Origin of the sequence: Shewanella sp. N2AIL, assembly GCF_022690845.1 — a bacterium.
GTDB lineage: Bacteria > Pseudomonadota > Gammaproteobacteria > Enterobacterales > Shewanellaceae > Shewanella > Shewanella baltica.
Map to the genome: position 1 here is coordinate 19,255 of NZ_JALBYT010000029.1, position 12,369 is coordinate 31,623.

9 protein-coding genes and 1 pseudogene are annotated in these 12,369 nt (G+C 44.9%); 4 read left to right on the forward strand and 6 right to left on the reverse strand.

All coding sequences use genetic code 11. The features are described 5' to 3' along the window. Positions 1 to 66 precede the first annotated feature (66 nt). Positions 67 to 1,230 (reverse strand): MFS transporter, encoded by a 1,164-nt coding sequence (locus MO387_RS15960; RefSeq protein ID WP_107950353.1) that lies wholly within the window; start codon positions 1,228 to 1,230, stop codon positions 67 to 69. Between the two features lie 927 nt (positions 1,231 to 2,157). Between MO387_RS15960 and MO387_RS15965 the strand changes: the two genes are divergently transcribed. Continuing rightward, complete coding sequence (locus MO387_RS15965; RefSeq protein ID WP_107949459.1) at positions 2,158 to 3,558, forward strand: DASS family sodium-coupled anion symporter; 1,401 nt, start codon at positions 2,158 to 2,160, stop codon at positions 3,556 to 3,558. A gap of 81 nt (positions 3,559 to 3,639) precedes the next feature. Here the strand turns inward: MO387_RS15965 and trxC are convergent, their stop codons facing one another. Then, a complete protein-coding gene (gene trxC, locus MO387_RS15970; protein WP_107950351.1) occupies positions 3,640 to 4,062 on the reverse strand; it encodes a thioredoxin TrxC in 423 nt (140 codons plus the stop codon). Between the two features lie 231 nt (positions 4,063 to 4,293). Here trxC and MO387_RS15975 point away from each other — a divergent pair, with 231 nt between their 5' ends. Continuing rightward, positions 4,294 to 4,629, forward strand: coding sequence for an FKBP-type peptidyl-prolyl cis-trans isomerase (locus MO387_RS15975; protein ID WP_011845636.1), 336 nt, complete (start codon positions 4,294 to 4,296; stop codon positions 4,627 to 4,629). 19 nt (positions 4,630 to 4,648) lie between these two features. Then, on the forward strand, positions 4,649 to 5,626 hold the full coding sequence (locus tag MO387_RS15980; RefSeq protein ID WP_107949457.1) for a diguanylate cyclase: 978 nt from the start codon (positions 4,649 to 4,651) through the stop codon (positions 5,624 to 5,626). Between the two features lie 83 nt (positions 5,627 to 5,709). Here the strand turns inward: MO387_RS15980 and MO387_RS15985 are convergent, their stop codons facing one another. The 4 genes and pseudogenes from MO387_RS15985 to MO387_RS16000 form a co-directional block, all read right to left on the reverse strand. Then, positions 5,710 to 6,054 carry a cytochrome c3 family protein gene (locus MO387_RS15985; RefSeq protein ID WP_107949455.1) on the reverse strand — a complete coding sequence of 115 codons (345 nt, stop codon included), beginning with the start codon at positions 6,052 to 6,054 and terminating at the stop codon, positions 5,710 to 5,712. Between the two features lie 69 nt (positions 6,055 to 6,123). Then, positions 6,124 to 7,791, reverse strand: coding sequence for an FAD-binding protein (locus MO387_RS15990; protein WP_107949453.1), 1,668 nt, complete (start codon positions 7,789 to 7,791; stop codon positions 6,124 to 6,126). Positions 7,792 to 8,227: 436 nt separating this feature from the next. Continuing rightward, positions 8,228 to 9,964 (reverse strand): annotated as a pseudogene (locus tag MO387_RS15995) (tannase/feruloyl esterase family alpha/beta hydrolase). 142 nt (positions 9,965 to 10,106) lie between these two features. Further along, positions 10,107 to 11,345 (reverse strand): OprD family outer membrane porin, encoded by a 1,239-nt coding sequence (locus tag MO387_RS16000; RefSeq protein WP_107949451.1) that lies wholly within the window; start codon positions 11,343 to 11,345, stop codon positions 10,107 to 10,109. Between the two features lie 277 nt (positions 11,346 to 11,622). On the opposite strand from MO387_RS16000, the gene MO387_RS16005 reads away from it, so the two are divergent. Continuing rightward, positions 11,623 to 12,342 (forward strand): FadR/GntR family transcriptional regulator, encoded by a 720-nt coding sequence (locus MO387_RS16005; protein ID WP_107949449.1) that lies wholly within the window; start codon positions 11,623 to 11,625, stop codon positions 12,340 to 12,342. Positions 12,343 to 12,369 lie beyond the last annotated feature (27 nt).

Below are 12,369 nucleotides of genomic sequence, written 5' to 3' on the forward strand. Positions count from 1 at the left end.
TGGGCGCCGTTATCGGCGCCCATTGTTATTCACAGGGTGTAGAGACTTAGCATTAACGGCTCAGGGCTAAGCCTTCGCTGTGGGTAGACGGGCTTTGCTTCGGGCGAGTAAGTGCGCGCTTAGATAGCAAACCGTGACTAAAAAGCTTGCTGCTAAGTAGAGCGGTAAGCCATGTTCTACATCATCAAAACGACTGGCGGCAACCGGACCAATAACCGAACCCACAGAATAACTGAGCAACATAATCTGAGTGGCGGAGACGATTTGGCTGCTGGGTAAATGATCGCACGCCAGACTGATGGCGATGGGATAAAGAGCAAAGGCGCAGGCACCGAGTAACACAAAACCTAACCATAATCCCACAAGCGATGTTTGTATCAGTAACAACAGCGCCGCCGCACCCACTAAGCAAAAGGCTGTCATCAACACACTCTTTTCAACACGCGGGGATAAATAGCTCACTAAGGGTTGAACTATCATGCCGCCCATAATGATCAGCGCCATAAATTGCCCCGTCTGCTGGGCAAAACCCATGTCCCGCGACACATAAACAGGCAATAAACCGTAGATGGGACCGAGTAATAATCCTGAGACTAAACAGCCGACAATGGCAGGTTTACTTAAAGTTTTAAGGTCGGAAAGGGCAATAGCGTGTTGTTCACTGGACTGCGGTTGGCCGCGTTTAACTAACAGTGCGGGCAAGCTGGCCGCTGCCAACAAACCTATTACTACCAAGTAGGGTAAATTACCCGTGGTGCCTAAATAATCTACGGCAAGTTGCCCAATGGCAGTGCCACCGTAGAGGGCGGTCATATATAAGCCTAAGCGTTTTGCCCGTTGTTTTTGGGTGTCGGCCATAAGTAACCAAGACTCGACCACCACAAAAATCCCTGCAACAGCCAAGCCTGCAATCAGGCGTGATACTAGCCAAACACTGCTCTGTGGCAGTAATACCATTACCACAACGCTGCACAGTAAGATATTTAAGAACAAAATAAAGGCCTTACTGTGACCTATGCGGCTGACAATCGGTGCAATACAAGGTGCACCTAGTAATAAGCCAAGGTAGAAAATACTCGCCAGCCAAGGCGCAAGATCAAGGCTCAAATCAAAGTAAGTGAGCGAGAGTGGGATCAAACTCATCAAGTAGCCTGACGCTAAAGCAAATAGACTGAGTCCTGCCACAGGCACAAACAGCCCTGGCTTTTGATTGGGTTGAGCTGACAGCATATTTTCCACAAGCGGTACCAAAATAGGTAAAAAATGAACAGGAGACGAGAATACGGGCGCGACTCTAGGTTGGATTGCTCGCGGGGTAAAGTGAGTTAGATTGACTGAGATGGTGAATAATATTTGTGTTTATTATTCATAGGGATATTGAGTTGTAAATGTTATTTATTTGAGTAGGATTCTAGGGTTGTTTTCGGCTTTGATGGTTTGAAACATTTTTAATTTCTACACAGTTTTGCATCAAATAAATGATGGAACCACTAGGAGACGTTATCGAGCACTTGCTGGAGTTAAGTGGCAAGCGCCTGCACAAATTCTACAGGGAAGCTAATCAGATGTCCTTTCGCATTATCAGATAAATTTAAAAGGTTAAATCTTTTTTCCATCACCATGCCATTTAAGTTTTTAAGTATGTAAACCAACATTTTAAATGCGAAAAATGAAAGTTCTTCGTGAAATATAAAACTGAGTTGATGCCAGCTGCAATTTTGTCATTGGGATGTTCGTTTACGTATCACTTTAAGTTGCAGTCACCTTGAGGGGGCAAAGAGTGGTAAATACACTCATGGGTGTTTTATAGGCAAAAACTGTGGTTACAGGATTGAATTAGCGTTAACCACTTTATTTAAGGTTAAATTCAGTGTTTGTCACTTAGTATTAAAGTGAAACCTGATCCACGTCACAGTTTTAAACACTTATTCAATTACAGCTTTATCAAGCTTTTGCGTGATTTTTGCTCGTTTGAAAGTTTTGCACATGGCTTTAGATCAGAAATGGGTGATTTTTATCTCACTTAAGGTTTTTCTGGGCTTTTAGTCGGCAGAATGTGTGGTTGCTAAGTGGCAAAATTACAAAATAAACCGCTTTGCCAAGTGTGATCTATGCCCTAAATTTGCGTCAAAATAAAATGGTATTAAGGTTGTAACCATGTCATCAACAGATTCAAGCACTGTTCCACCTCAAAAAGCGCCCGTCAGCGAGGGGCTCGATAAAAAGAAAATGCTGATCCTAGCGGCGGATATTGTGCTGTTATTCGCACTCTATTACGGCTTACCCTTCGAACAAGGGGTGAACACGGGTCTGGCGATTCTGGTTTTCGCTGGCATTCTTTGGTTGACCGAAGCGATCCACATTAGTATCACCGCGATCCTCGTGCCTATACTCGCGGTATTCTTTGGGGTGTTTGAAACCAAAGAAGCGATGAGTAGCTTTGCAAATCCTATCATCTATTTATTCTTCGGTGGCTTCGTACTCGCAGCGGCTTTGCACCATCAAAAGATTGATACCTTAATAGCGCAAAAGCTACTTTTGGCCTCTAAGGGCAAACTCAGTATCGCTTGCTTTATGCTGTTTGGGGTGACGGCACTGCTCTCTATGTGGATTAGTAATACCGCTACAACGGCGATGATGTTGCCATTGGCACTGGGGATTTTGCAGCAACTAGACCGCGAAAAATACCATAGTACTTATGTGTTTTTACTGCTTGGGATTGCCTATTCGGCCAACATAGGCGGTATCGGTACTTTAGTGGGTAGTCCACCGAATGCGATTGCTGCGGCGCAAGTTGGCTTGAGTTTTAGTGATTGGCTCAAGTTTGGTATTCCGACCGTCATCCTCATGTTGCCGTTAATGTTGATCGCCTTGTATTGGTATTTTAAGCCGGATCTTTCAGCCAAGTTCGATGTGCAAGTTGAAGCGCAGCAGTTGACGTTCCAAGGTAAGTTCACCCTGCTTATCTTCCTCGCGACAGTATGTTGTTGGATTTTCAGTGTGCCATTAGCCAAAGCATTAGGTGGCATCACTCAGTTCGATACCATAGTGGCGTTAGGTGCAGTTGTTTTGCTCGCAGGCTTAGGCTTAGTCGGCTGGAAAAAGATTGAATCGACCACAGATTGGGGTGTGCTGATATTGTTTGGTGGTGGTTTAACGCTAAGCGCAGTGTTGAAAAGCACTGGCACCAGTGTGTTTTTAGCCCACTGGATGACAGATATTTTCGGCAGCACGCACATGTCATTGTTTGTGTTTGCTGTGATTGCCTTTGTGGTGATGCTAACAGAATTTGCCAGTAACACTGCTAGTGCCGCACTGTTAGTGCCTGTATTTGCGGCAATTGCCGAGGCATTAGGCGTATCGCCTGTGATGTTATCTGTGCTGATTGGTATTGCCGCGTCCTGCGCCTTTATGCTACCAGTGGCGACGCCGCCCAATGCGATCGTTTATGGTTCAGGCCATATCAAACAATCGGAAATGGTGCGGGTCGGTATGATAGTCAACTTTATCAGCATGATAGTGCTAGGCATTATCACCCATGTTTTTTGGGATGTCTGATATCGGTAGGTTGAGATTTTAGTAAACCCAAATACCCAGCGAGTCTGGGTATTTTTATGGGCGCGAAATAGTTACCTGCGGTTAACTATGGCTTTTTAACCATTGATTTAAGGCTGACTGAGGTAAAGCCCCCGCTTGCTGCGCGAGTATTTTCCCTTGCTTGAAAATCATAAGAGTGGGAATCGAGCGAATATTAAACTGTGCCGCGAGGGCTTGCTGTTCTTCAGTGTTGATTTTACCGAAGCGAAATTGCGGCTCCCACGTCTTAGCCGCCGCGGAAAAAACCGGAGCAAAGCTTTTGCATGGACCACACCAGCTAGCCCAAAAATCAACGATTAGGGGGAGATCAGATTTATTGGCATGGTTGGCAAAGTTCGCGCTTGTGAGTTCAATCGGCGCAGCCGTAAAGACATTGAGCTTACATTTACCGCAAGTAGGTTGCTGGGTTAAACGCTCATCGGGAACACGGTTTAACGTATCGCAATGGGGGCAGGCAATAATCATGGCTAAGCTCCAAAATAAAACGTCGATATTATTAATATATTGGGCTAAAGGACGGTTATTTAAAGGGGGAGTGATAATGTTATCGCCCATGATGACCTTATTCTCAAGGATAAAGCAGTGCACCGAGCGGCAGAAATATTGCAATAGCGCCGACAAGCGTGGTCGTCGGTGATAAAATCTGGCATAAGTTACATATCACGCCCTAGTGCGAAAAGAAAAGAGAGTGAAGAAATGACCGAATTAGAAGTAATCGATCTGCAAGTGGGCGAAGGAAAAGAAGCGGTAAAAGGCGCGCTGATCACTACCCAATACCGTGGTTTTTTGCAGGATGGTACCCAATTTGATTCATCCTATGATCGCGGTCAGGCATTTCAATGTGTGATTGGCACTGGCCGTGTGATTAAAGGCTGGGATCAAGGCATTATGGGGATGAAAGTCGGTGGTAAACGTAAGTTGTTAGTGCCAGCTCATTTGGCCTATGGCGAGCGCCAAGTGGGTGCGCATATTAAACCCAATTCGGATCTGACCTTCGAAATTGAGCTATTAGAAGTGCTGACCCGAGACTAATTAAGGAAAAATATTTTTCGTGGCATCAGATACGGCAGCAGAACACTTCAAACAACTTCAGGCTGAAATTGCTCAGCTAAAACGGGAAAACGCGAATTTAATGGCGTTGAATCGTCGTGCCGAAGAAAAACTGTTTGCCGCTCTCGATGGTAATGGCTTGTGCCTGTGGGAGCAGCATATTCCGAGTGGGAATTTAACCATTTTCAATATGCGCTGGGGCGAAATGCTCGGCTTTAGTCCTGAGGAATTAGCCGCTCACGTTGATATCTGGAAAAGTAAATTACACCCAGAAGATAAAGAATGGGTGATAAAAGCCTTTGAAGATCATGTCAGTGGCAAGTCCGATTACTATCAGGCAGTACACAGAATGCTGCATAAAGATGGCAGCGTCACTTGGGTGTCAGACCGTGGCCGTATTGTTGAGCGTCTTGCCGATGGTACACCGCTGCGGATGATGGGCAGCCATATCGATATCACCCAAGAAAAACGCTATGAACTGGATTTAGCACAGTTAGCTCACAGCGATCCCCTCACCAACTTAATGAATCGCCAAGCCATAGCCATGGCATTCGATGAGTGTTTGCAACCGGGCATGCGCGGGGCATTATTCTTTATCGATCTGGATGGTTTTAAAGCCTTAAATGACCGTCACGGCCATAAGTTTGGCGACAGTTTGTTGATGCATGTGGCGCATACTCTGGTGTGCCATGCTGGTGAATTGGCGCAGATCGCTCGGCTAGGTGGTGATGAATTCGTGATCTTACTGCCGTTATCCGAGACAGAATCTTTAGCTATGCTCGCACAGTCCTTACTCGATGTTTATCGGCAGGGCTTTGTGCTTGAAGGTTGTGACGTGGAGATAGGCCTGAGTATCGGTATCGATATTTTTAGCTCCGGTGATAGTTTTACCGAAAGCTGCGATCGCGCGGATGCCGCCATGTACCGGGTGAAACACCAAGGAAAGCATGGGTATTGCTTCTATCAGTCGTCCAAATAAAAAACCACCTCGCGGTGGTTTTTTGTCCTAAATAGCCATCCCAAATTATAGGAGCAGCTATTTAGCGTGTTTGATGCGCCGACTTATGGTGTCACTAGGTCAAATCGTGGATGACAGCTTACACATAAATTTTCAGATTTTTGGTGTACATGATGACATTTCGCACAGTCTGTCTCAGTCGCGAAGTGACGGTTGTTATGGGGGTTAACTGGCTTCACATCTGCTGTTTTGGCCGCTAACTTTTCTGTGTTATGACATTGCACACACTTAAGCATAGGTACAGCTTGACGATCTTCTTTGCCATGGCAACTGGCACATTTAATCCCTTTTGCTGCATGGATTTGATCGAGTAGAACAGTGTCTTTTGCTAACGCGTTGCCAGCGAAAATACTCAAGACAAGAGAAAGCATAATTATTAAGTTCTTCATTGTGTTATTCCATTGTTCATTTAACTGGATGCCCAAATATGAAGCCTCCATTTTTGATGACTTTGCGCGCTATAGTTTGGCGACGTATTTGCCGGCTAAGTAACCGAAGGTATAGCAACGGCCTAGGGACAAACCGAATACGGTCAATGGGTAGTCAACACCACCATAGAAGCCCGCGCCAAGGTTGCCGATAATGAATAAACCCGGAATTTCCTTACCATCGGCATCAAGCACTTGGTGATTTTCGTTAACGAGAATGCCTGAGCATATAGTCGAAATGCGCATGCGACGGTGAATGCCGTAGAATGGTGGCTTGAGTACTGGCACCATCTTGCTTCTCGGTTTTCCGAAGTCCTCATCCTTACCTTTTTTGCATAACTCGTTGTAACGGTTGACGCTCGCAACAAAGGTTTTTGGATCGCATTCCAGTTTCACTGCCAATTCTTCTAAGGTGTTAGCTGAATAGGTATTGATCAGAGAGGGGTAGACACCTTTTTTCTCGCCGGGCACTTCAGGCATGTAGACTTCAAGTTCTTCTGGAGAATAGAGGTGGCCAGGCCAATCTTTGGCTTGTGTCATATACTCTGAATCAAATACTTGGGAGTAATGACCAGCGTTCTGCTCATCTTTCAAGTAGTTATTCATCAATGACATCTCGACTTTTTCATTCACAAAGCGCTCACCTTTACGGTTTACGGCTAGGAATGGCATGTCGCACATTGAGGCTGGACCCGCATCGAAGTCATGGAGCATTTTTGTGTGGCCAACGGGCTCGATCACGCCACCCGCCCAATAGGCCATAGCAAAACCATCACCGGTGCGGTCCATCTGCTTACGTTCAAAGTTTTTCAGCTCAGGGATGAAGAAATCACACATGGCTTTGTTATTTTGGTAGTCACCGGAAGACAGGATGACCCCTTTCTTAGCCATATATTTGTGGTACTTACCATCACGAGTCTGGGCAATAACCCCAATCACTTTTCCTGACTCATCTTGGATTAACTGTTGTGCTGGCGTGTTAAAGAAGAATTTCACCCCGGCTTTTTCGGCTGTTTTAGCTAATGCACGAATGGCATCGCCAGTAGTGTAGGGTTTAGGACCGCAGAATGAGGTCACAAAATTTAGACGATCACCTTCATCAGCAATACCGCGAATACCATGTTGCGGTTTAGTTCCTTGGTCAACAATCTGACCGCCACCTTGCTTAACGCGGTCAATAACCCAATTTACAGCTTCACCGGAGTTGTAGGCCCATTGTCTTAGTAAACCTGGGTGTGAGCGGTGGGCGTTGTCCGCCATCAAACGGCTCACTAAGGATTCGATTGCCGATTTGTCGCTGTTTTTTAGATCAATACCTGAGCCTGTGTTGCCTTGGGATACGGGAATGGCTTGCTTTTGCAAACAAGCAACGCTTGCGCCGCTTTCTCTGGCGGAGAGAGCCGCAGGCACGCCCGAAGCACCCGCACCGACAACAACAACATCAAAGGTTTGGGTTGTCGCAATATCTTTATCAGCAATAGGTTTTGGCTTAGGCAGAAAACCTAAGGTTGCGCCACCAATCTCACCATATTCAGTGCCAACTTGAATCGGTGCGGCGCTAGCAGAACCCATACCAAGACTTGCGAAGGCTAAGCCACTGCTGCCTACCGCGGCTCGCGTCAGGAAAGTTCTTCGAGATATACCATTTTGCAGGACGCTAGCAGTGTATTGATCAATTTCTTTCGATTCTTTACTCATTTAATACTCCTTTGGCCCTCATTGCTAAAGAGGTTCCCCTATAGCAACGACACTGGATCTATGTATAACCACATATGTTTGCTTGCTTTAAAAACGTAAAATGCAGTTGTGCGAAAGTGATTAAATTTCACCTCATTAACAACATACCTTTAAATGTATGACATATGACAATAAACCAAAAGAGGTATTAATTACATCTTTGCAGTGCTTCACAAAATGCTGGCGTTTTGAGCGATGAATGTGATTATTCTTTTTAAAAACAATCTAATATAGGACTTTATTGAATGAATGAGTTTGGCGGCGCGGGAAATATGAGCGTCTGATTTTATGCATGTTTAAGTAGTTAACAAATAGGGACTATTTATAAATAAACATGATTTGAGGTAGGCCACCTCAACAATATTGAGGTGGCCTTTGGGCTTTAATGCCCTAGGGATTATTTAGGTGATACACAGGTAAAATTGGCGGCATCTTCAACATTGCCTATACCATTGTATTTTGCGAATTGTGGGTATGGGCAGAGGACCCGAGTTCTGCTTTTTGACCAATCACTGGGTAATTCGGCATTTTCAGGGCGCACTGAAGCCGTGATATTTTGGGGTTCGACTCCTTTTTCAACCCAGTCAACCAATGCGCGGATCATGTTAAATTTATCTGTGGTAGGGCCGCTGCCACAATGATTCATCCCAGGGATAAGGAATAAGCGGGCGAAGGTTTCTGCATGCCCAGCATTGGCCTCGGCTAATTCGTTATACCAGTTCACTGTATCATTGGCTGAAAATACGGGGTCAGATGTTCCATGGAACAACATCATCTTAGCGCCGCGATTTTTTATGGCCGAAAGATCCGTTGGTTGGGGTGGTGTCATAAAATCGATGCCCGATTCTGAGTAAATCGAATCCGTGGCATAGAGCCGTTGGACATCCTCATCCATGCTAAATGATTGCACAAATTCCAAACTGGATTGTTCAGTTGCACCATTAAAGGTGGTTGGTGGCGAACTAAAAATAAAACCAACGGCACCGGGGTCTCTATTGAGCGCCATATTATATTCCCAAGAAGCCCAACCAGATGTGCCGATACCCGCATCGTATGGGAAGTCAGTGTAAATGGCTTCACCTGTCTTGCTGTTATGGGGGGCAGCCATGATATTGCCGAGTACCTGCTTTTGCTCTGCGGTTAAGCAGGTATTATCTCTGCCACTTGAACAGGTTGGGATATCACGTTCAAGGTCAAAGGTCTTTTGGCAGGAATAAGTATCTGCAATCATGCCATCGCTCACGCCGTCAAGGGCATCACACTGCTCGAGGACTTTTTGGGAAACGAGAGTGAATTCTTCAGGGGTAATGGCGGTTTATAGTGTGGCTAAAATATCAGGACCATCAAATTCAACCAGCTTTGAATACTCTTGAACACCATACATTTGCGCTACTGCAGCTTTCGGTAAGTTAAATCCTGGATTGCCTACCAGAAAGCCATCGTACATATCGGTAAAACGACTGGCCGCGACCATAGTGTGTCTACCACCGTTAGAGCAACCGGCAAAATATGATCTATCAGGTTGTTTACCATATACTTTTTCTATTAAACCTTTCGCCATTGGCGTTAACTCGGCGACAGCATTGTAACCATAGTCAAGCCTTGCTTGAGGATCTAAACCAAAGAAAGGGGTTGGCGCTGGATGCCCCATATCAGAACTTATGACGGCGAACCCTTCATTGAGGGCGGCAGAATCTGGGCCAGCGGAAAATACTATTCGGCCTACAGCCTTAGCGACTGAGCCATCGAGACCGCCGTTGGCTTGATAATAAAATCGACCATTCCAGTTAGTGGGCAAACGCATTTCAAAGCCAATCGCATAGCGAGTCTCTCCCGCAATGCCAGTTCCCATCCTCTCATTCATATAGCCTGTCACTAAACAATGTTCCGGTGCTCGGTAACTTTCAGTGGCGTTATATTGAACATTTCCTGCCGCAATAATTTGTGAATTCGTTATCACAGTATTTTTGAAAGTATATTGTGAAGCAATTTCGCTACATAGATTCAGTGTGGCGGGTGTTGCCTGAGCTAACTGTGGTAATGGGGTTTCGGCATTATCGTTATTTCCACATCCGCTAAATAAAAAACATGACATAGCAACGGCTGGAATAAGTAAGTAATTCTTTGTTTCCATTATAATCTCAATCCTTAAGTCAAAGTGTTTACCGCAACTTTTACTTGGGTATCGGTGATTTTGCGGTACAAAAATTGGGTGTATCGAACAAGGCTGATACACCCGTATAAGGTTTGGTGCAGGGGAGTTGAAACGGATGAAACTATTTACCTAAGACAAATTTATAAGTGACATATAAACGTAGATCGTTAAAGTCTTCACCTTGATCAACGTCTACTAGAGCATAACGAGCTCTAAGTCCTAGACCTGACAGGGCGCCATCGAACTTATAAGTAATTGAAAAGTTAGTCTCGTTAAAGTCTTTTGCTGTACCTGTTGGAACATCATATTGACCGTAAAAGGCATAGGCTTCTAGCCCACTCACACCAATTTTTTCAAAGTCATAAGCGACTTTTAAAGCGTTAACTTCTTCATCTGCTCTTGCTGATTGGTACACTTGCTGAATGACCACTTTTTCATCTCCCCACGGGGTGAGAACTGTGTCATCTCCGGTTTTGGCATACATATAAGTGATATCTGCCCCAGCAAATTTGGCGCCTAGGTGGAAACCATATTGATAGGTATCGAGCTGGCCACCTGTTTCATCCCCTGTTGCTTGCTGAGTTAAATAGGAAGGTGTTAGGTACAGATTAGTTGCACCAACATCAGTGGATAATTTCACTTTGGCATAGGTTTGGTTGAAGACATCTTCCATGCGGTAGTGCCACAGATTGACTTCAGTTTTGACCGTTTCAAAGGGTAATAGATACTTTGCTCCTAGGGCATAAACAGGATTATCCGCTACATCGGCGATAACGCCCGCTCTTGCTAGCTCGCTTTGTACCGCGTCTTTTACTGATACGAAACTGTTATCGGACCACCCCATAGAATCGGTAATATACAGGGCAGAAAGCGTAAGATTATCAATGCTCTTGTTTTCTGCTGAGAAACCGCGGAACGTCCGTGGGATCGCGCGAATATCATGGGGATTCATCATTGGTGTGCGCAGTTCCTGTGCGCCTAATTTGAATTGAGTATCCCACCAATTGCCTTGGACAAAATACTCTTGTAAGCGGTTAACGTTATCATGATTGCCGTTGGCATCACGGGCAACCAGACCATATACATCATCTGAGTCGTTGGTCCAAATCGGATTAGTAGAAGCGAAACTAGTGCCAAAACTAATACCGTTTACCTTTGCAGTGTTGTAATAAAAGAGTCCACCGAATGAAGTATCGTGTTTGGTATTCGTAGAGTCGTCAAAATCACGAGTAAAATCGAATAGGCGTAATTCACCTTTTAGAGTGCCTTGGCTAAACATTTGATTAATGCTGGTATCGGCAATGGCTGGAATTGCTAGCACAGATAACACGAGCAAAGACAAATAAGATTTTTTCATCATCATCTTCCTTATTTTTGTTTGTCCCGATCGGAATGGTCCGAGCGAGTTAAAAGGTTATCGCTAACCTTCTTAGGTGAAATGTATGATGTATAACCTTTGCTCGCAACGGAGTAAGAGTGAATATGAGAAACGAGTTACGAAATTCGTACAGATGTTACATTGATCAACAAAGATGAAGATTTTTTAATCACTAATGTAGGAAATGCGGGAGTACTTTTGCCGAATTATCTGAGTGTTATGGTAGAATGGCGCCACTGAGTCTATCCGAGATTATAAATTGCATATCTTCAAGCCTATTAAGCAGATAAAAGCTTCGAGTGAAGTTGGCCAGCAATTGAAAAATGCTATTTTAGGAGGCGACTATAAGGCGGGTGATAAGTTGCCCTCCGAGCGTGAATTAATCGAGCTATTTCAAGTTAGTCGTACTGTGGTTCGGGAGGCGATTAAGAGTCTCGAAGCGGGTGGGTTAGTTGAAATTCGTCAAGGGGCGACGGGTGGTGCATTTGTTAAGCATTTGACCTTTGAACGTTTAAGTGATGCCTGCCATGATTTATTTATGATGGGTAAGCTTTCGCTCCCAGAGTTGTGTGAGGCTCGAATGTTGATTGAGCCACAAGTAGCAAGAATGGCTGCTAAAAATTGCACCCCGGCGCTAGCTAAGGCTCTACAAGAGGCCAATAGCCATGAAAATGATACCTCTGAATATCCGGATACTGTCATTTTACGATCTCAGGTACATTATCTATTGGCTGAAATGTCGGGTAATCGTTTTTTAGAAGCGATCGTAAAATCCTTATTGGTTTTATTGAGCAATCAAACGACTAAGTTCCAGCCACCGACCGATGAAATTCACCCTTTAGGCTTGCACGATGTCATTGTCGAAGCGGTTATCGCAAAAGATGAGGCGAAAGCCGAGGCCGAAATGTTGGCACATCTGCAAGATTTTAATCTACGCCTAGCTGAAATTGAGCGTAAGTATATGCTTAAACACGCTTAAGTGAGTGCTTGCAAGCCCATTCACCTC